The sequence below is a fragment of the Parvularculales bacterium genome, assembly GCA_036881865.1.
GTDB lineage: Bacteria > Pseudomonadota > Alphaproteobacteria > JAPOUT01 > JBAJNM01 > JBAJNM01.
In genome coordinates, this window is record JBAJNM010000003.1 from 1 (window position 1) to 19,884 (window position 19,884).

Sequence of the window (19,884 nt, forward strand, 5' to 3'; positions counted from 1 at the left end):
AAGACAATCACGATAACGGTGAGGGAGGGCCGGAGGGCGCTTTCCGAAACGGTGCAGGTAGGCTATAGTCAAGCCAACGAGTAACCGGAACAAGAATTAGAAGCCAGAGCAAATTAGGGAGACACTTTTCATGACCATAAAAATAGGTGACAAGGTTCCGGAATCTACATTGATGACCATGACAGATGAAGGGCCACGACCTGTTAGGACAGCAGATTTGTTTGGTGGCAAAAAAGTTGTATTGTTTGCCTTACCGGGAGCATTTACACCGACGTGTTCTAATCAGCACGCGCCTGGATTTATTCGTCATGCTGCTGATATCAAGGCCAGAGGCGTTGATACTATTGCATGTCTTTCTGTTAATGATGCATTTGTTATGGGGGCTTGGGGAGACCAGCTGGGTGCGGACAATAAGGTCATGATGCTAGCGGATGGTAATGGTGATTTTACCAAATCCTTAGGGCTTGATTTTGATGGCAGCAGTTTTGGCATGGGAGTGCGCTCCCAGCGCTATGCCATGCTTGTAGAAGATGGTGTGATGAAAACTTTGCATCTGGAGCCTAACCCCGGAGAGGCCCATGCCAGTGGTGCAGAGGCCATGTTGGAGGCGCTTGGTTAAAAACTTATTTGGACTCCTCCATAAAAGGCTCCATAGCCTGATGCGCCAAACTATCGGCGCGTTCATTACCAGGGTCACCTGTATGCCCCCGCACCCAACGCCAATCTACATCGTGGGGGGCTAGGGCAGCCTCTAGCCTCTGCCATAAATCTTTATTCTTCACAGGCTTTTTAGAGGCTGTGCGCCAATTATTGTGCTTCCAATTTGTAATCCAGCGGGTGATACCGTTACGGAGATACTCAGAATCAGTTACCAAAATTACTGCACAGGGATGCTTCAAGGTCTCCAAACCACAAATTGCTGCCATGAGTTCCATGCGATTATTAGTGGTTTCTTTCTCACCTCCTGAAAGTTCTCTACAGTGCTTTTTGTGCTCCATCACAACACCCCACCCCCCGGGACCTGGATTACCAGAACACGCCCCATCCGTATGCATAATAACATCTGTCATGGGTCTAGACCATAGGCCGTAATGCTCTCAACTCGGCGATGAAAGCGCACTCGGGCGAGATAATCCAGAGGGTCTTTCGGTTTTACCAAAGCAGTTTCACCAATATCACCCAATATCCAATCATAAAGCCGTGTTAAGAGAAAGCGCATAGCGCTTCCTCGACACAATATGGGTAACGCTTTTCGTTCGCAATCTTCAAGAGGGCGGCGTTCTTGATAACCAGAAAGCAATGCCCGTGCACAGTCAGCATTGAATTCGTAGTTATCCTCAAAGCACCATGCATTGATGCAGATGGCAATATCGTAGGCCAGAAAATCGTTACAGGCGAAATAAAAATCAATAACGCCTGATAATACACCCTGAGTGAAAAATGCATTATCTGGAAACAAATCCCCATGAATAACCCCATGGGGTAAATTACTGGGCCAACAGGTGGTAATGTAGTTTAGTTCTTTGTACAGTTCTACCGTTAGATGAGGTTTGATATGATCAACATTTCCAACCGCTTCTAGCAAGGATTGCAAGATATGAAGGTTAAGGGTGTTCTCACGTTGTAGAGAAAAATTCTGACCTTCATCATGAATACAAGCAAGAACCTTACCCACCTGTTGACAGTGTTCAGGGCGCGGATGGCGCACCCACAGACCATCAAGGAAACTCACTAAGGCTGCCGCTCGTCCCTCCAAGTGACCCCAAACATCTCCGTGACGGTTTCCTATAGGTGTCGGGCAATGGATACCTCGCTCTGATAAATGGTTCATCAAGGAGAGAAAAAAAGGTAAATCCTTCTCCTGTACCCGTTTTTCATATAGGGTCAGAATATAAGACTTCTGATCGGTCCGTAGCAGATAGTTTGAGTTCTCAATCCCCTCGGTAATGCCCTTGAAGGATAACAATGCGCCTATATCATAATCCGCTAGAAACTGCACCAGTGTCTCATTACTTACTTCAGTGTATACGGCCATCAGCGTCAACCTGTTGGGTTAGGATAGAGGGGAGTTTAAAGCGCATGGTTTCTTCAGTGATTTGTTGTTCGTCAATGTTTATCACGAACCATTCGCGCAATTTTTGAATGATATCTGTAACAATAATTTCTGGTGTTGAAGCCCCTGAGGTAAGACCGATGCGTTTAACATTTTTGAACCAATCTTGGTTAAGGTTGGTCTCATCTTGAACAAGGTATGTGCTAGTGCATCCCGCCTGTAGTGCTACATCTACCAGACGCTGAGCATTGGATGAGTTAGAGGATCCCGCCACCACAAAAACGTCCACCTGAGGGGCAATATGTTTAACGGCATTTTGCCGGTTGGAGGTGGCGTAGCAAATATCCTCTCGTCGTGGTCCGGCGATATGGGGAAAGCGTTGCTGCAGAGCGTCAATAATGACGGCAGTGTCATCCACTGACAGAGTAGTTTGAGTGATATAGGCTAGAGAGTCGGAAGCTTTAAAAGGCAACTGTGCTACAGTAGTACTCTCTTCAATCAGGGTTATGGCACCTTCGGGGAGATGACCAACGGTTCCGATGACTTCGGGATGTCCAGCGTGGCCAATTAAAATCACATGGCGGCCCGCCTCGTGATGACGCATAGCTTCCATGTGTACTTTGAACACCAACGGGCAGGTAGCATCTACAAAGAATAATCCGCGGGCGCGGGCTTCTTCTGGCACAGACTTAGGCACGCCATGGGCTGAAAATACCACCCGCCCTCCGTCGGGGACTTCATTTAGAGTATCCACAAAGACCGCACCATGTTCTGCCAACCGATTGACAACATGGCGGTTATGCACAATCTCATGGCGCACATAAATAGGAGCACCGTAGCGTTGCAAGGCGATTGCCACAATCTGGATGGCGCGGTCTACACCGGCGCAAAAACCCCGTGGTGCCGCCAATATAATTGTGAGAGGAGGTTTGCTATCAGGGGTAGAAGATAAGGGAGAAGAGCTATTTAAGGGCATGGATTTGGGGCAGGTTATCTCGTTTGTACGCATTATAAGCCATTTGGCTACGTTCGTCTCATCTGTGGCGTGTGGGCACTAGAATGAAATTGACATGAGCGAAAACGGCTATAATATTGGCGGGTCGCATGGACTCTTCACGGGAGAGAGTAGCGTAGGCTCTTCTAAGGGCCTGATGTAGCCGCCGAAGGAGCAACCGCCCCGGAAACTCTCAGGCATCCGGACCGTGTTGGGAATGTGGCGCTCTGGAAAGCGAGTCGGTATTCATCGGCTTCACCGACGGGGTAAGCGGAGCGCTTGAGAGCGCTCTCGTCAGTCTCTCAGGTTCCACGACAGAGGGGGCACGGAGGCAGGTGATTGCATAATTGCCTGACTGGACGAGCACCTGTTCGCATGGATTTGTGTGGAGATATGCTAATAATGAGTGAGCAACATGCGATATACAAAAGAATAGGACCTCAACCTACTGAGATTCAACCAGTTGTTGATGTTGCCGATTTGAAGCGTACACCGCTTCATGGCCTTCATTGTGCTTTGGGAGCTTCTATGGCGCCGTTTGCTGGTTATGATATGCCAGTGCATTATCCTATGGGTGTTATGGAGGAGCATATACATACTCGCAGACGGGCGGGGTTGTTTGATATCTCTCACATGGGGCAAGTGCGGTTGGTAGCCTCTGGCGCTGACCATCTCATGGAGCAGATAACGCCGGGAGATATTGTGGGGCTTGCACCAGGCCGTTTACGCTATACGTTTTTGATGAAGGAAAATGGTGGAATTTATGATGATTTGATGGTAACGCGTCCGGAGGTCACCGATAGTGCGTCAAGTGACACACTCTATCTTGTACTCAATGCTGCGTTTCAGGAGAAAGACGTGGTCATTATGGAGCATGCTTTTTCTGACGTAGAGGGAGTAGCACTTATCAAGGAGGATGACCGCGCTCTTTTGGCTTTGCAGGGGCCAGAGGCCGTTGATGTGCTAGCAACCCTTATGGGTGCGCCGTCTTTGAAAACGATGCCGTTTATGTCTGTTCAGGATGTTGTATGGCAGGGGGTGAGTTATCGCGTTAGTCGATGTGGGTATACGGGGGAAGATGGTTTTGAGATTTCTGTAGTCTCTAATAGGGCGGAATCTTTGGCTCGCTCTTTATTGGCCCATGAGGCTGTAGAGCCGATTGGTTTGGGAGCACGAGATTCATTGCGTCTGGAGGCAGGCTTGTGTCTCTCGGGTCAGGATATTGACGAAAATACAAGCCCTGTAGAGGCCGGTTTAATGCGATTTGTGCCTAAACGGCGGCGGGAGGAGGGTAACTATCTAGGTGCGGAGATTATACACCAACAATTAGAGAAAGGTGTTAGATGGCATCGTGTTGGTATTGTGCCAGAGGGGCGTGCTCCGGCGCGATCAGGTGTTGTCATCATAGGATCAGGTGAAGAGGACATTGGAGTGGTGTCAAGCGGCGGCTTTGGCCCCAGCGTTGGTCGCCCTGTTGCCATGGGATATGTTCTGGATGGTTGGCAGAAGGTAGGGACAGCCGTTCGGTTGATAGTGCGAGATAAAGCGCGAGCAGGGCATATCGTGGATATGCCGTTTATTGAACCCAATTATTATCGGGGCAAGAAGTAAATTCTTACACGCAAAAAAATTCTAAGAGAAATGAGGTGCGATTATGAGTAACGAAAAGTATACCAATCAACATGAGTGGGTGCGTGTTGAGGGAGATACTGTAATTGTTGGTATATCTGATTATGCTCAAAAAAAATTGGGCGATGTGGTTTATGTTGAACTTCCGGAAGTAGGACGACGTTTCTCTGGCGGAGAGGAAGCAGTGGTCATTGAATCCGTGAAAGCCGCAAGTGAAATCTATGCACCGGTTTCTGGTGAGGTGATTGCCATCAACGATGCGTTGGAAGAAAACCCAGCTATAATTAACGAGGAAGCACAAGGTGCGGGCTGGATATTCAAATTATGCCTTGAGGATAGTAGCGAGGTGAACTCTTTGATGGACCAAGCAGCTTATGATGATTTCTTAGCTGGTCTTGAATAATGCGTTATCTGCCCCATACAAATGCTGATCGCAGGGATATGTTGGATGTTATTGGTGTATCTTCTGTGGATGATTTGTTTGTTGATGTACCACCAGAGGCACATCTTGAAGAGCTTGTTGACCTACCTCATGCTATGAGTGAGTTGGAGGTTGAGCGTGTTTTGGGCCAGCTAGCCGACCGCAATATATCAGCGCGGAATTGGCCGTTTTTTATTGGCGGGGGAGCTTATTTTCACCATATACCTGCCAGTGTTGACCATCTGATTCAGCGTTCTGAATTTTTGACCGCTTACACACCCTATCAGCCAGAAATTGCTCAGGGTACTTTGCACTATCTGTTTGAGTTTCAAACCCAAGTCGCCATGATTACCGGCATGGAGGTAGCAAATGCATCCATGTATGATGGCTCTACGGCCTGTAGCGAGGCTGTGCTGATGGCCCACCGCGTAACCCGCCGTCCCAAGGCAGTGCTGTCGGGCGGATTACACCCTCATTACCGGGCTGTTTGTGAAACCCTTTCTCGTTTTAGCGGTCATACGATTGTAAGTGCTGATTGCCATGGTGTTGCAGAAGATGTAACGGCTCTTGCTAATCTAGTCGACGATGAAACAGCCTGCGTTGTTGTGCAAACTCCCAATGTGTTTGGCAGTTTGACGAATTTATCGAACCTAGCAGAATCCGCTCACGAAAAAGGCGCTTTGCTGATTGCCGTAATCCCTGAAATTATCTCTTTGGGATTGGTGAAGCCTCCTGGAGATATGGGGGCGGATATTGTTGTAGGCGAGGGTCAATCTGTAGGGAATAGCCTTCAGTTCGGTGGTCCTTACCTTGGTTTGTTTGCTACCAAAGGGCGTTTTGTTCGCCAGATGCCGGGTCGTCTATGTGGTCAGACTGTTGATGAAGAGGGTAAGCGTGGGTTTGTGCTAACACTCTCGGCCCGTGAGCAGCATATTCGTCGAGAGCGGGCCACAAGCAATATTTGCACAAACTCGGGTTTGTGTTGCTTAGCTTTCACCATTCATATGGCTCTTCTGGGAGAAATCGGATTTAAGCGTCTTGCAGCCGTTAATCATGCACGGGCTGTTCATTTAGCAGACTGTTTGGCGGAGGTACCTGATGTTGAAGTCTTGACAGATAGTTTTTTCAACGAGTTCACTCTAAGAGTGCCCGGGGATGGAGCGCAGATTATTGAAGCACTGGTTGGTATGCAAATTTTTGGGGGTATTCCTGGAGAAAGATTGTTTCCAGGGGCGCTTGCGTGTAAGGATAAAATTATAGTGGCTGCAACCGAAATGAACAGCGATGAAGATTGTGAAATTTATGCCGATAGATTGCGCTCCGTGCTTCAAGTCAATCAACAAGAAAGAGCCGCTCATGGTTGAGGGTATATTGTCACTCCCTAAAACATTTACGGGTAATCGGGCGTTGATGTTGGAGGAGCCCCTTATTTTTGAACGTCAATCCAGCGGGGGCGGCGTGGATATTGATGACAAAGTGCTAGACGGGAAAACCACCCGTTTGGGTGAGCTTGAGCGCGAGGATAATATTGGTTTGCCAGATTTATCAGAGCCGGATGTGGTGCGTCATTTTGTACGCCTCAGTCAGAAAAATTACGCCATTGATAGTGGTATTTTTCCCCTTGGGTCATGCACGATGAAGCACAATCCACGCCTTAACGAAAAAATGGCGCGATTGGACGGTTTTGCTGATATTCATCCTTTACAACCCACCTCTACGGTTTCCGGTGCATTGGCATTGATGGACATGTTAGCCCATTGGTTGAAAACACTAACTGGTATGCCGGGTATTGCTTTATCGCCTAAGGCAGGAGCACACGGTGAACTATGCGGTTTGATGACAATCGGCTCGGCGTTGGAGGCACGTGGCGAGCGCTCTTCGCGCACTCGAGTTTTAGTGGCTGATTCAGCTCATGGCACCAACCCGGCCACGGCAGCTCTTCTGGGCTTTGATGTTACTGCCATCCCAACCACCCCCGATGGGCGGATGGATGTTGAGGCATTCGGGGCAGAAGTAGATAAGAGTGTAGCCGCCGTTATGTTGACTAATCCCAATACATGCGGATTGTTTGAGCGGGATTGCAAGCGCATCGCGGATGATATACATGAAATCGGGGGATATTTTTATTGTGATGGAGCTAATTTTAACGCTATGATTGGTAAGGTGCGGCCCAGCGATTTGGGGGTAGATGCTATGCACCTTAATCTGCACAAGTCTTGCTCTACTCCTCATGGCGGTGGCGGGCCGGGATCGGGGCCGGTAGTCTTTTCAGAGGCGTTAACTCCCTATATTCCGGTACCTTTTGTGATACGAGACAACAACGGATATAAGCTTGTGGAGCAAATAGAAGACGCAGGGGAATCTATGCCCTTTGGCCGTCTTGCAGGATTTCACGGCCAAATGGGCATGTTTGTGCGGGCTATGGCATGGTTGATGAGCCACGGGGCCGATGGTTTGCGTCAAGTAGCAGAAGATGCTGTTTTGAACGCGAACTATATTATGAGCCGCTTACAAGATGTTATGACTACGCCCTTTGAGGGGCCATGCATGCATGAGGCCATATTTGATGATCGTTTTTTGAAAGCCTACGATATAGAAACCCTAGATTTTGCTAAAGCTATGATTGATGAAGGTTATCATCCTATGACGATTTATTTTCCCCTAACGGTGTCTGGTGCAATGTTGGTGGAGCCAACAGAAAGTGAGTCGCGTGCGTCTCTTGATTTGTTTATTGATACAATGCGTCACTTGGCCTCTATTGTACAATCTGGAAAGAAGGATTTATTCACCAAAGCTCCAGTTTATGCTCCACGACGGCGTTTGGATGATACGGCGGCGGCACGCAATCCAGTCTTGAGATGGCATAAACGCTTGTAATGCTTAAAAGAGCTTGTAATACGTGAAATTAACGCAGTGCGCTACGTAGTTCCTGAGCGCCTTCGTTAATGTAAGCATCGGTTTGGTCAGAAGACATTTTTTTTTCGACTATGTCTTTGGTGGCATCAATGGTGGTGGAGGCCACTAGAGCATGAATATCAGCCAAAGCATGTCGCTCTGCTTGCTTGATTTTATCTTCGGCCATTTTGGTACGCCTCTCCATACGTTGAATCATGGCACTGCGTATTTCCATAGCTAACCGTTCAGCCTCTGCGTGGGCTTGCTCTAATATGTTGTTTATTTCTTTGGTTTCATCTTGTTGGCGACGTTGATGTTGGGCCAGTATCCTCTGTGCCTCTTCTCGCAGTTTCTGCGCTTCTTCAAGTTCGTGGGCAATGGCAGCACTACGATCATCAAGGGCCGATATAACCCTCGCAGGAACTTTGAAGTAAAACACAAGGCCAACAAATCCAAGAAAGCTAATTAGAACCCAAAAGTCAGCATTAAACAGTGCCACGAGACATATCCTCCGAATTGCGTTCTAATGCTCCTTCAACGGCAGATATCAATCTTTGGCTGTCGGGCGAGTGGCCCATAATTTGCTTTACAATGTTTGAGGTAGCTTCTAATGTAATACTCCGCACGTGTTGTAGGGCTTTCGTGTGGCTTGCTGTAATGTGCACTTCTGCGGTCGCAATTTTTTTGGCTAGTTCCGTTTCAATGCGAAGTCGGTGAGTTTCTGTTTCACTGTGTAACTGTTCTCGTGTCTCCCGTGCTATAATGTGGGTGCGTCTGCGGGCCTCATCAAGAGCTATCTCATACTGTTGCACAACTTCATCAGCTTGACGGCGTAGTTGAACCGCCTGATCAAGGTTGTCTGCAATTTTATCTCGCCGCTCTTCAATGGCTGTTGCAATACGTGGCAGAGCAACACGTGCCATAATCAGATAAAGCAGGCCAAAACTGATGGCGAGCCAAATGAGCTGGGGTGTATAAGTGGAAAAATCTAGCTGTGGCATGAGATACCCTTGTTAGATGACGAACAGTAGAATGAGCGCTACCACAAGACCGAAGAGACCAGTTGCCTCCGTTAGAGCAAAGCCTAACAGAAGGTTGGGGAATTGTGCTTGTGCTGCAGAAGGGTTACGCAAGGCACCACTGAGGTAGTTACCAAATATAGTGCCGATGCCCACGCCTGCGCCTGCAAGGGCCACACACGCAATACCTGCGCCGATTAATTTTGCTGCTTCTGGTTCCATTTGAGTTTCCTTAGTTTTTAGAAGTTAAGGGCTAGGGTGCCCGTTTTGTTGTAGGTTAGTGCATGTGCAATGCATCATTGAGATAAATGCAGGTGAGAATAGCAAAGACGTAGGCTTGAAGGAAGGCGATTAAAATCTCAAGTCCGGTGAAGGCTACCATAAAGCCCAAGGGTAGCCATCCTCCCAACAGGCCCATGGCGACAACGAAGCCTGCAAATACTTTCAGCATTGTGTGTCCGGCCATGACATTGGCGAATAGTCGCACGGACAGGCTAATGGGACGTGTGAGATATGAGATGACTTCAATAACCACCAGCAGGGGTAATAGGGCTACAGGGACTCCTTTAGGTACGAAGAACTCCAAGAATCGTATGCCATGGCGAGCAAACCCAATGACAGTTACGCCGATGAAGATAAAGGCGGCAAGGGCGAAGGTGACAACAATATGGCTTGTTACGGTGAAGGAGTAGGGCAGCATGCCTAGCATGTTTGAAAACAGGATGAACATGAAAAGCGTGTAGATAAAGGGAAAGTAGCGTTGTCCCTCATGGCCCACATTTTGGCGCAGCATATTGGCAATGAATTCGTAGGATAATTCAGCAACCGATTGTAGTCGTCCGGGAACAAAAGAGCGTCCCCGCATAGCTGAGATGGTAAATAGGCTCACGAGCCCTGTGACCAGCAACATCCACAGGCTGGAATTGGTGAAGGAAGCATCAAGAGAGCCAATTTCTATGGGGATAATCCGGTGGACTTCAAATTGATGCATGGGGTCAACATCAAATCCACCCATATCTTTTTGTAAGATATTCGGGGATATAGCTGTTTGTTGTGCTGTGTCTGACATTTAGAGTCCCCTTCTTGGTTTATTGGGGATGGCATTTTTTACAGAGTCTACAGCATCTTGTTGTGAGTCTTTACTGAGTTCTTGATTGACTTCTCGTGCAGTGCGCATGACATTAAGAATTCCGGCAACGACTCCAAGAAAAAAAAAGATCATAATAAGAAGGGGTGCAGTGTTAAGCCATCTGTCCAAAAACCACCCGATGGCTGTACCAACAACGGGTCCAGCTACCAGTTCGCTACTAAGCCGAAAGGCTGTCCCTACAGCGCGTCTTGATGCAGGGGGGCGTACGTCAGCAGATTTTACTCTCTGTGCTCCTTGGGTGTTCAAGGCGCTGTGCAGGCGATTGTCAAAATCGGAGTTATCTACTCCTGACGGATTATCCATTTCCGGGTTGCGTGTTTCCGGCATGATGACAGATTATCTGTTTGGTTGCGGTTTACTTTTGCGATATCCCCGAATCTTTAATGTGTCCCCGGAAATCGCCCTAAACCCTAGTGTCATTTCCGGATTCTGTCAAGGGGTAGAAAAGAACAAGGGGGAGATAAACAGGTCCTTTGAGTCTTATCCAGTTTCTAAAAACTGCTCGGCGATATTAAGGTCAACTGAGACCAACTGGCTTACTCCACGCTCCTGCATAGTGACTCCAAACAGTCTGGATGTCCGTGCCATAGTCAAAGGATGATGGGTAACAACAAGAAATCGCGTGGGGGTGCGCTCTACCATTTGGTTTATCAAAGTGCAAAAACGTTCAACATTAGCATCATCAAGGGCAGCATCGGCCTCGTCCAAAACACAGATTGGCGACGGATTGGTCAAAAAGACAGCAAAAATCAGCGCTAGCGCTGTTAAACTCTGCTCTCCACCCGATAGCAATGAGAGAGATTGCAATCGCTTGCCCGGTGGCCGTGCCATAATTTCAAGACCGGCCTCGAGGGGGTCGTCAGACTCAACTAACTCTAGCCGTGCTACTCCGCCACTAAATAAGTGAGAAAATAAGTGCTGGAAGTTTTCATTGACCTCATCAAATGCTGCCAAAAGTCTCATCCGACTTTCTCTGTTCAGCCGGTTAATACCCTTGCGCAAACTACTTATAGCTTCCTCAAGGTCGGTGCGTTCTGTGGTAAGGGTGGTGAGTTGCTCTGACAAGGCTTCGGTTTCTTCATCAGCGCGTAAGTTTACTCCACCTAGATTTTCTCGCTCCCGTTTAAGGCGTTCCAAACGCGCTTCTGCCTGCTCGATAGAAGGTAGCCTTTCGTTTGTCTTAACGCCCCCTGCCGTTAACAGAGATTCCGGTTGACAGCTAAGGCTTTCCTGAATGCGCAGAGTTATTTCGTTGACCCGTTCTTTTGCCCCTTCAACGAGCGCTCCCTCTCGTGCCCGTTCTTCTCTAGTCACGCTGAGGGTATTGGCGGTTTCTTTGGCGCGGGCATCGGATGCGGCGCGATTTTTTTCAGCAATGGCTAACTTATCCGCGATTTCCCGCCGATTCACTTCTGCAATTTCTGTTTGCTCTATAAGACGTTCGCGACGCTCAGTGATTTCTTGTGGGACAGATTTCACTTGCTCTTGAGTGCGCTGGCTTTCCTCAAGGCGAGTTTGAAGAATATCCCTGTGCTGGATTGCATCAGAAAGTCGCCGTTCCCATATCTCCATATTGCGAGCCAACCCCGCCTGTTGCTCAGTGTGACGGTTTGCCTGATGGTGCAAAATATCATGAGATCCTTGTGCCTCTGTTAGGGCCTGACGGCGCTCGTCAATTGCAATCTTCTTGACGTCTAAGTATTGTTTCATTTGTTCAACATCTGGAAGAGTCTTCCGCTCCTGATTCACAGTGGCCAGTGCTGTTTGAACTGTTTTAATTTCTGACGCCAACCACTTTGCCATATCATCAAGAGCTGCTAGGCGCGATTGTTGCTCATTGTACTTTTCAAGAGCGTTGCTTTTAGCTTTTTGTAGGTGTGATAAATTATTTATAGCTGCGCTCCAAGCGTTATAACAGGCATTTTCGTGATCGTTGGCTTCTTGTGCTGCATGTCGGTTTTTTTCTGTGGTTTTGTTTTGCTCTGCTAGGGAATTTGTCAGCGCGTCTAGGCGATTACGCGCTACAATACGTTGTACACTATGGGAGGATGCATTCATGTTGGCGGTATATCCATCCCAGCACCATAAATCGCCTTCCTGTGATACCAGGCGTTGGCCTGGGTAGAGTTGGGTTTGCAAGTGTACTCCGATTTCTCGTGGGACCAATCCAGTATAGGCAAGGTAACGTGCTAGAGCAGGGGGAGCTGTGATGTACTCTGATATAGGTGTTGCACCTTCTGGTAGGGGCGGTATTGAGGAAGGGTCGGTGGGCATCTCTCGCCAATGGGCTGGGGCGCTGATATCCAACGAAGCCTCAAGTGTTTCGCCTAAAGCAGCCCATAGGGCTGTTTCGTAACCTGGGAGGGGGGTGACAGCATTGGACAAAGGTGAGGCATTGTCTGATGACCCTGCTACAAGGAGGCGTTGGAGAGTGTTAATCTCGGCGGTAAGGGCAGTACTGTTGCGCTCTGCTGTGCTGAGTTTCTCTCTGGCTTGTTCTTGTGCTTGTCGTGCTTGAGTTAAGGCTTCTTTAGTCTCTTGGATAGCGCGCTCTGCTTCTTCTCGTGCCTCAGCAGAGATACTCCCTGCCAAATGTATGGCCTCTCCTTCATAGGATATGTCTCTAACAAGAGGGCTAAGGGTGGCTTTTTCAGTTTCCGTCTCTCTTTGTTGTTGTTGAAGACGTTCATAGCGGGCGCGGAGTTCCTCCTCTTGATGAGAGAGAGAGGTGCTGCGGGCTTGATGCTGCGCTACAGTTGATGTGATTTCGTCAAGATCAGTTTGCTCCCGCATAAGAGCGGTTCGGGCAGCCTCAAAAGTGCTTTCAGCTTTTTGCAATTTATCGATATGACTCGCTTGTGCTTGCTCAAGATTGACCTTCTCTTCTGCCAACTGTTGAATCATATGTTGCGCCTCCGTTATGGCAGCTTTATCTCGCTCGCGGTCTTCGCTGGTTTGCCGAATGAACTCGGCTAATTGCTCCAGTTGCTCGTTCACCCGCCTCTTTTCTGCTTTAAGATTATCTTCTTCGGCAGATAATCTATGTAGAGCGGCGGCGGCTTCTGCCTCTGCCATGTGGAGAGGTTGCAAGGTAGCATCAGCCTTCTCTAGAGCTGTTGAGGCCTGTGCAGCCGCTCTGGTATGGGTTACGAGGACCGCATCAATATCATTCAGGCGCTGAATGGTAGATGATAGCGTCTCTTGTGCGTCTGTCCATTTGAGATAAAACACTATGGCTTCATCGCGCCGAATGTGAGAAGAAATATTCCGATAACGTGTTGCTTGTCTCGCTTGTTTTTTGAGATTGGCAAGTTGGGTTTTTATCTGATTTATAACGTCATCAAGACGCAAAAGATTGGTTTCCGCCGCTTTTAATCTGAGTTCCGCTTCATGACGACGGGTATAAAGACCAGTGATACCGGCGGCTTCCTCAAGAATATGACGGCGCGCTGTTGGCTTAGCGGTGATTATTTCCGTAATACGTCCTTGCCGTACAAACGCTGGAGAATGCGAGCCTGAGGCGATATCTGCAAAAAACATCCGCACATCACGGGCGCGTACATCACGACCATTGATACGATAAGCCGATCCGCCACCTCGCTCAATAAATCGGGTAACCTCTAGAACTTCTTCTTCGTTCCAAGCGGCAGGGGCGGTGCGAGTGCTGTTGTCAATAACAAGCGTCACTTGTGCTAGGTTGCGAGTTGGACGACCTGCCGTGCCGGAAAAAATAACATCTTCCATGGCTGCTGCGCGCATGCTCTTAATAGACGACTCACCCATAACCCAGCGCAACGCTTCCAGAAGATTAGATTTACCGCACCCATTAGGACCAACAATACCTGTCAATCCCGGTAGAATATCCAGATCAACCGGTTCAACAAAAGATTTGAAGCCCGCCAACCTCAGTTGTGTGAAATGCACAACGACTCCGCCGTTATTTGGGGTTCCGTCATCGTCTCGCTAATCCCCATCAGAAGTATCCCGCATGTCTTCAGGGAGATGTTGCTCAATGATAGCCTCTAACTCTTTATATGGACGATTGCCTTGTACTTTCTCTCCGTTAATAAAAAAGGTGGGCGTTGAGCGAACCTCCAACTCTCTCTGACCCCGTCCTTGTACATCTCGAACGTGAGACAGAAGAGTTTCATCTTTCAAACAAGCCCGAAACTCTTCAGCGTTAAATCCGCCCTGTCGTGCTAGAGATTCAAGACTAGCCATCGGCTGTACGGAGTTCATCCACTCATTTTGTTGAGAAAACAGTAGGTCAATAAAGCCAAAGTAGCGCTCCTCTCCAGCGCACAGTGCTACTATAAACCCTGCCGTAGCTAACGGATCAAAAGGATACTCCCGAAAGACCAGACGAACCTTGCCGGTATCAATGTATTTTTCTTTAATTAGAGGAAGGGTACGCATGTGAAATTCGCCACAATGAGGACAGGTCAAAGATGCATATTCCACCATGGTAACGGGAGCATCATCAGCGCCTAATACGGCATCTCCCAAGGGGCCAGGAGTCTCAAGTGGGCTGGTGCTAGTGCTAATGACCTGAGCTATTCCATTTCCAGAAGAAGGACTGTTCTGTAGGGAGATTGAAGGTGAAAAATATACGCTCGCCCATACCGCCCATCCAGCGATTAGAACGGCAATTACAATAAGACCTATGATGATGTATCGCCTATTTTGTATCATGTTCCTTCATCCTCCGCGATATGTATTGATTATAATGTGTCATACGCTCCTCTATCAAGGAGAGCTTGGGGGCCTGAGGGCGCTATCCATAATATGTTGACCTATCCGTTTGAGGTTTTCTCGTAAGCCAAGATTTGAAATGTTTTCCAGAGATGAATCCAGCTGGGCGCCTTCTCTATGGGAAGGGGGGTTGGAGGTTATTTTTTTGCATTTTTTTTGAGTAATTCGTAGGGGAGAAACAGGCAGCGGTGCACCTTGAACACAGTGTAGACGGGTAACGGTGTCTGGGCCGCATACGGCATTAATGCGGGCGATGAGTCGGGGGGTATCGTGTTGAATGAGGACAGCGGCGGCTCCACTGACCCGAATCACGAGAACAGAACCACCATTATGCTTATCTTGGTGTAGAGACTCAGGTTGGGCGAGAGCGGCTATCTCTGGGCCCACCAATTCCGCCCAATGGGTCAACAGGCTGGTGTGGGTAAAGCCGTGGCGACGAAAGATCCGCCGGACGACAGGGGTAAGAGATAGAGTGACAGAGCGCATCGTTGTAGGTCTAGGGTATGGTGTCAGGCTTTTCATGAGAGCGGTGTGTGTGTCACAATCGCTCCTATGAGTAAGCATACCACAGGGGTGACAGGGGGGAAAGGTGCACATACCCATGCGCAGCTTGTGCGGTGGCTGCTGGATTGGTACGGCACACATCAGCGCTCTCTTCCATGGCGTGTGCCTTTGGGAGTCCACGTGGATCCTTATCGCATATGGCTAAGTGAAGTGATGTTGCAGCAAACGACTGTAGTAACAGTAATTCCTTACTATCAGCGTTTCTTGGAGCGCTGGCCAACCATTGAGAATTTGGCGGCGGCGTCTGTTGATGATGTTTTGGCTGCATGGGCGGGTCTTGGATATTATGCGCGGGCGCGTAATCTACATCGATGCGCCCAGACGTTGATGACAGATTATGGAGGCCGGTTTCCTGATACAGAAGAGGCGCTGCGTACCCTGCCGGGTATCGGAACTTATACGGCGGCGGCGATAGCGGCGATAGCGTTTGATCGTCCCGCTACCGCCGTGGACGGTAACGTAGAGCGGGTGATGGCTCGTTTTTATGGGGTTGAGACTCCTCTACCAAAGGCCAAACGAGAACTGGCCCAACTGGCCAAGGAGTTAACACCTACCCATCGGAGCGGGGAGTTTGCCCAAGCCATGATGGAACTGGGCGCGCTGGTCTGCACACCAAAGCAGCCCTTGTGTGAGATTTGCCCTTGGCATAAGAATTGTGAAGCGCAGCGCACAGGGCGTGTGTTAGATTTGCCCCATCGCTTCCCCAAACCGACTAAGCCAACACGCTATGGGGTAGCCTTTTGGGTTGAAAGGGCGGACGGGGCCGTAATGTTGCGCCGTCGTCCGGATCATGGGTTGTTAGGTGGCATGATGGAACTACCCGGCACACCATGGATGGAAACAATCCCTTCGGAAACAGACGTTGTTGTTCATGCGCCCGTGAAAGCACGTTGGCGACGGTTGACGGGATGGGTTCAGCATACATTCACACATTTTCACCTAGAAATCGAAGCGCGTACTACCAGCCTAACGCCGCGCACAACCTTAACCTTGCCTGATGGTGCAATGTGGGTGCAGCAGAAGAAATTTGATACCTACGCGCTACCCACTCTCATGCGCAAAGTTATTGGCCATGCTTTAGCGCAAAAAGAAAAATAATTTCTGTTAGGAAGATCCATTGAGGGTTGCTATTCTGGCGCGCAATTTTCGGCGTAGAAAATCAATGGGCAACATTCTGCTCTGGTCACGAAAATGCCAGAACGTCCAACCATTGCACGCAGGAAGACCCTGAACACGCGCTCCAATTTGATGAATGGACCCTGTTTTGCCATCACAATCTAAAGTGCCATCGGCACGCACCCGAGCAGCGCAGGGTTGTTGCCCTTGACCATAAAGCACAGACCCTGGCATTAGCAGACCTTGCTCAACAAGAGCACCAAAAGGAATACGAAGCTCCTCTCTTGGAGATGGCGTTACTTGAATATCTTCCGGCGCGGCAGGTTTAATGCCTTGTAGTCGGGCGCGGGCCAAGCGCACATACTCAGACTCTTTTTCAATGCCTATATAATGTCGGTTGAGCCGTCGTGCTACAACGCCAGTTGTACCGGTTCCAAAAAACGGGTCCAAAACCTTATCTCCTGGCTTGCTAGAGGCAACAAGCACCCGATGTAATAACGCCTCTGGTTTTTGTGTGGGATGTGCCTTGGTCCCCGTCTCATCCTTAAGACGCTCCTCGCCTGAACAAATCGGCAAAAGCCAATCAGAGCGCATTTGAATATCATCGTTTAAGGCCTTCATGGCGTGATAGTTGAATGTATACTGCGGGCGTTTGTCATAAGCCGCCCAGATAAGAGTTTCATGAGCATTGGTAAAACGGCGTCCGCGAAAATTAGGCATTGGGTTCGTCTTGCGCCAGACAACATCATTGAGAATCCAAAATCCCAAATCCTGCAAAATGGTGCCCAGACGAAATATATTATGATAGCTGCCGATTACCCACAGGCTGGCATCCTTCTTCATCACCCGTCGCGCCGCCTGAAGCCACTCACGAGTAAAGTGATCATAGGCCGCAAAACCATCAAACTGGTCCCATGCCTCTGTCACACCATCAACATGAGAGTGGTCAGGGCGAGTTAGCCCTTGTCCCAACTGCAAATTATACGGTGGGTCAGCAAAAACAACATCAACAGAGGCTTCGGGTAAGCGGTTCATAACTACAATACAATCGCCAGTTATAATCCTGTTGCGGGCGGTTTTTCCAGTGGTCAGTTTTTCTTTAGTTTTCCCCGCACTTTTCCTCACCTTCGGTGTTTGCCCTAACTCTGTACTATGGTGAGTCGAGGGGCCTTTGCTCTGTTTTTTGCAAGTCTGTTTTCTGTGGGCAATCTTGTTTCCTGACATTATCCCTCTCTTTCGGAGAGGGTATCATGGGAATCTTGTGGAAAAGGTCAATAGCTTTATTGAATCAAGGGGTTATCGTGTTTTTACTCACTACATCAAGCCCATATCAAGCATTTAGACTCAATATCTTGCGTATCGGGGCAAATGAACGCCGATGATGGGGCGTCACCCCAAAGCGCATCAAGGCCTCCTTGTGCTCCGCTGTGCCATATCCGGCATTGTGTTCCCAGCCATAAGGAGGCCACTCACGAGCCAGTTGTGTCATCAACCGGTCACGAGATACCTTGGCTATAATGGACGCTGCTGCAATGGAAAGTGATTTCCTATCGCCGCCCACAACAGAAACAGCCGGACAATCAACCTGCGGAACATAGGGACCATCCACAAGGACTGATCCAGGAAGATGTGGCAAGGCGCGAATAGTTTGTGCCATAGCATCAAGACTAGCATGCAGGATGTTACGTTCATCAATGACAGCTATGTCTACCACGGCGATAGTTGTGGTGGCGTATGTCATGATGCGGTCAAATAATCTCTCGCGTCGGGCGCGGGTGAGTTTTTTTGAATCGTTAAGCCCGTCAGAAATATGTCTTTCATCAAGAATAACGGCGGCGGCTACCACCGGTCCAGCCCATGGACCGCGTCCTGCTTCATCCACACCAGCCACCGGTCCACCATGCTGTTTTATGGCGGCTTCCTCCAGAACGTAAGAAGGAAGGTTAGGGGTTATCTCTGTCATGGTGCGTCAGTATGATGGACTGGCAAGGATGGCGCAATGATTTGCTTGTTGTCGGAGATTGGCTTTAGAGCAGGGTCATCTGTCGTGCTTGATTCGGTGGGGCAAAACGAGTGGCGTCAAGAAGGCAGGATGAGGCGTTGAGATTCAACCGTCTGACACATAGGTCAAAGCGGCGTTTGAGAAGCCAAGCGTAGGGGCCGTTTCCACGCGTTCTGGTAAACCATTGGGAGTTGTAATCCTCTCCTTGTCGCATAGCGTTCACAAGAGACATGATATGGGCGGTTTTATCGGGGACGTGAATATCCAACCATTCGCGAAACAAGCCAGCTACTTCGCGGGGAAGTTTGAGTAGTACATAATTGCCAAAGCGGGCACCACTTCGTTGGGTTCCATCCATAATACGTTCCAGTTCCATGTCATTGAGAGCCGGAATGACCGGAGCAAACATGACGCCTGTAGGAACCCCTGCCTCCGCTAAATCAGCAACAGCGGCCATGCGTTTTGTGGGGGTGGAGGCGCGGGGTTCTAGAGCACGGGCAAGTTTGGGGTCAAGGGTTGTGACAGAAAGAGCGGTGTGCACCAGATTTTTTTCAGCCATGCGGGTGAGGATATCCAAGTCTCGCTGGATGAGGGCGGATTTTGTGAGAATTGTTACCGGATGTTGAAACTCTTCTAGCACTTCAAGGATGGAGCGGGTGATGCGGTATTGTCGTTCGATGGGTTGGGAGGGGTCGGTGTTGGTTCCCATAGCTATGGGGCGCGGTGTGTAGCGGGGAGAGGAGAGTTCGCGTCTCAGGAGTGCCGCTGCTGTGGGCTTGGCGAACAGTTGAGTTTCAAAATCAAGGCCCGGAGATAATCCCAAAAAAGCATGAGAGGGACGGGCGAAACAATAAACGCAGCCGTGCTCGCATCCCCGGTAAGGGTTGATGGAGCGGTCAAAAGGCATATCAGGTGAGTTGTTCCAGCTGATAATGCGTTGAGGCGTTTCAAGGGTGACGTTGGTATTGAGGGATGATTCGTCGGCGAGTGAGTTCCACCCGTCGTCTTCATGGGTTCTTTGTTGGGACTCAAAGCGCCCAGATGTGTTGGAGGCGGCTCCTCGTCCTCGTTGGAATCTGTCCGGGCCGAGGTGGGACATGGAAGTATGGGTGAATGCGCTCCGGTTCCGGTGTTCATCTGACCAGCGAGGAGGGAATAAGAACCGGTCTGGCGTGTTGTTTGCCGGAGAGCCATCCGCCTCATCAAGGGGGGATAGGGGAGGCGGTTTCGCCCTATTGTGGGTGTTGGCCGTGCCGGAGCGCATTTGTTGGTTAAGAATCATGGTTGTG

20 protein-coding genes and 1 riboswitch are annotated in these 19,884 nt (G+C 49.3%); of the genes, 6 read left to right on the plus strand and 14 right to left on the minus strand.

The window, feature by feature from the left end; translation table 11 throughout:
• Window positions 1-130 precede the first annotated feature (130 nt).
• The gene (locus tag V6Z81_01340) at window positions 131-619 is read left to right on the plus strand and encodes a peroxiredoxin (GenBank protein MEG9861141.1); all 489 of its coding nucleotides are present in this window, start codon (window positions 131-133) and stop codon (window positions 617-619) included.
• A 4-nt stretch (window positions 620-623) separates the two neighbouring features.
• Here the strand turns inward: V6Z81_01340 and rnhA are convergent, their stop codons facing one another.
• The 3 genes from rnhA to ispH are packed head-to-tail and all read right to left on the minus strand — an operon-like array spanning window position 624 to window position 3,062.
• On the minus strand, window positions 624-1,070 hold the full coding sequence (gene rnhA, locus V6Z81_01345; GenBank protein ID MEG9861142.1) for a ribonuclease HI: 447 nt from the start codon (window positions 1,068-1,070) through the stop codon (window positions 624-626).
• Window positions 1,067-2,035, minus strand: coding sequence for a homoserine kinase (locus V6Z81_01350; GenBank protein ID MEG9861143.1), 969 nt, complete (start codon window positions 2,033-2,035; stop codon window positions 1,067-1,069). The genes rnhA and V6Z81_01350 overlap by 4 nt, the downstream gene beginning before the upstream one ends.
• A complete protein-coding gene (gene ispH / locus V6Z81_01355) occupies window positions 2,019-3,062 on the minus strand; it encodes a 4-hydroxy-3-methylbut-2-enyl diphosphate reductase (protein ID MEG9861144.1) in 1,044 nt (347 codons plus the stop codon). Before ispH ends, V6Z81_01350 begins: the two co-directional genes overlap by 17 nt.
• 97 nt (window positions 3,063-3,159) lie before the next feature.
• Window positions 3,160-3,266, plus strand: a riboswitch (glycine riboswitch).
• Window positions 3,267-3,449: 183 nt separating this feature from the next.
• Between ispH and gcvT the strand changes: the two genes are divergently transcribed.
• The 4 genes from gcvT to gcvPB are packed head-to-tail and all read left to right on the plus strand — an operon-like array spanning window position 3,450 to window position 7,974.
• The gene (gene gcvT / locus V6Z81_01360) at window positions 3,450-4,658 is read left to right on the plus strand and encodes a glycine cleavage system aminomethyltransferase GcvT (GenBank protein ID MEG9861145.1); all 1,209 of its coding nucleotides are present in this window, start codon (window positions 3,450-3,452) and stop codon (window positions 4,656-4,658) included.
• 43 nt (window positions 4,659-4,701) lie between these two features.
• Entirely contained in the window at window positions 4,702-5,079 is a 378-nt protein-coding gene (gcvH, locus tag V6Z81_01365; protein MEG9861146.1) for a glycine cleavage system protein GcvH, read from the plus strand.
• A complete protein-coding gene (gene gcvPA, locus V6Z81_01370) occupies window positions 5,079-6,461 on the plus strand; it encodes an aminomethyl-transferring glycine dehydrogenase subunit GcvPA (protein MEG9861147.1) in 1,383 nt (460 codons plus the stop codon). The genes gcvH and gcvPA overlap by 1 nt, the downstream gene beginning before the upstream one ends.
• Window positions 6,454-7,974, plus strand: coding sequence for an aminomethyl-transferring glycine dehydrogenase subunit GcvPB (gene gcvPB, locus V6Z81_01375; GenBank protein ID MEG9861148.1), 1,521 nt, complete (start codon window positions 6,454-6,456; stop codon window positions 7,972-7,974). Before gcvPA ends, gcvPB begins: the two co-directional genes overlap by 8 nt.
• A gap of 28 nt (window positions 7,975-8,002) precedes the next feature.
• On the opposite strand, the gene V6Z81_01380 is transcribed toward gcvPB, so the two are convergent.
• The 8 genes from V6Z81_01380 to V6Z81_01415 form a co-directional block, all read right to left on the minus strand.
• Window positions 8,003-8,491, minus strand: coding sequence for a hypothetical protein (locus tag V6Z81_01380; protein ID MEG9861149.1), 489 nt, complete (start codon window positions 8,489-8,491; stop codon window positions 8,003-8,005).
• Entirely contained in the window at window positions 8,478-8,993 is a 516-nt protein-coding gene (locus V6Z81_01385; GenBank protein MEG9861150.1) for a hypothetical protein, read from the minus strand. The genes V6Z81_01380 and V6Z81_01385 overlap by 14 nt, the downstream gene beginning before the upstream one ends.
• Window positions 8,994-9,005: 12 nt before the next feature.
• The gene (locus tag V6Z81_01390; protein ID MEG9861151.1) at window positions 9,006-9,233 is read right to left on the minus strand and encodes a F0F1 ATP synthase subunit C; all 228 of its coding nucleotides are present in this window, start codon (window positions 9,231-9,233) and stop codon (window positions 9,006-9,008) included.
• 55 nt (window positions 9,234-9,288) lie between these two features.
• Window positions 9,289-10,080, minus strand: a complete 792-nt coding sequence (locus tag V6Z81_01395) for a F0F1 ATP synthase subunit A (GenBank protein MEG9861152.1) — start codon at window positions 10,078-10,080, stop codon at window positions 9,289-9,291.
• Window positions 10,081-10,488 carry an AtpZ/AtpI family protein gene (locus V6Z81_01400; protein MEG9861153.1) on the minus strand — a complete coding sequence of 136 codons (408 nt, stop codon included), beginning with the start codon at window positions 10,486-10,488 and terminating at the stop codon, window positions 10,081-10,083. It lies immediately after the preceding gene.
• A gap of 153 nt (window positions 10,489-10,641) precedes the next feature.
• The gene (gene smc / locus V6Z81_01405) at window positions 10,642-14,085 is read right to left on the minus strand and encodes a chromosome segregation protein SMC (GenBank protein MEG9861154.1); all 3,444 of its coding nucleotides are present in this window, start codon (window positions 14,083-14,085) and stop codon (window positions 10,642-10,644) included.
• Window positions 14,086-14,124: 39 nt separating this feature from the next.
• The gene (locus V6Z81_01410) at window positions 14,125-14,853 is read right to left on the minus strand and encodes a DsbA family protein (GenBank protein ID MEG9861155.1); all 729 of its coding nucleotides are present in this window, start codon (window positions 14,851-14,853) and stop codon (window positions 14,125-14,127) included.
• A 54-nt stretch (window positions 14,854-14,907) separates the two neighbouring features.
• Window positions 14,908-15,435: a DciA family protein gene (locus V6Z81_01415; GenBank protein ID MEG9861156.1), complete on the minus strand. Its 528-nt coding sequence runs from the start codon at window positions 15,433-15,435 to the stop codon at window positions 14,908-14,910.
• A 30-nt stretch (window positions 15,436-15,465) separates the two neighbouring features.
• On the opposite strand from V6Z81_01415, the gene mutY reads away from it, so the two are divergent.
• The gene (gene mutY / locus V6Z81_01420) at window positions 15,466-16,575 is read left to right on the plus strand and encodes an A/G-specific adenine glycosylase (GenBank protein ID MEG9861157.1); all 1,110 of its coding nucleotides are present in this window, start codon (window positions 15,466-15,468) and stop codon (window positions 16,573-16,575) included.
• Between the two features lie 6 nt (window positions 16,576-16,581).
• Here the strand turns inward: mutY and V6Z81_01425 are convergent, their stop codons facing one another.
• The 3 genes from V6Z81_01425 to V6Z81_01435 all read right to left on the minus strand — a co-directional run bounded on the left by V6Z81_01425 (window position 16,582) and on the right by V6Z81_01435 (window position 19,877).
• Complete coding sequence (locus V6Z81_01425) at window positions 16,582-17,817, minus strand: DNA methyltransferase (protein MEG9861158.1); 1,236 nt, start codon at window positions 17,815-17,817, stop codon at window positions 16,582-16,584.
• Between the two features lie 106 nt (window positions 17,818-17,923).
• Window positions 17,924-18,556 carry a ribonuclease HII gene (locus tag V6Z81_01430; GenBank protein MEG9861159.1) on the minus strand — a complete coding sequence of 211 codons (633 nt, stop codon included), beginning with the start codon at window positions 18,554-18,556 and terminating at the stop codon, window positions 17,924-17,926.
• A gap of 64 nt (window positions 18,557-18,620) precedes the next feature.
• Entirely contained in the window at window positions 18,621-19,877 is a 1,257-nt protein-coding gene (locus V6Z81_01435) for a PA0069 family radical SAM protein (protein MEG9861160.1), read from the minus strand.
• Window positions 19,878-19,884: the final 7 nt, after the last annotated feature.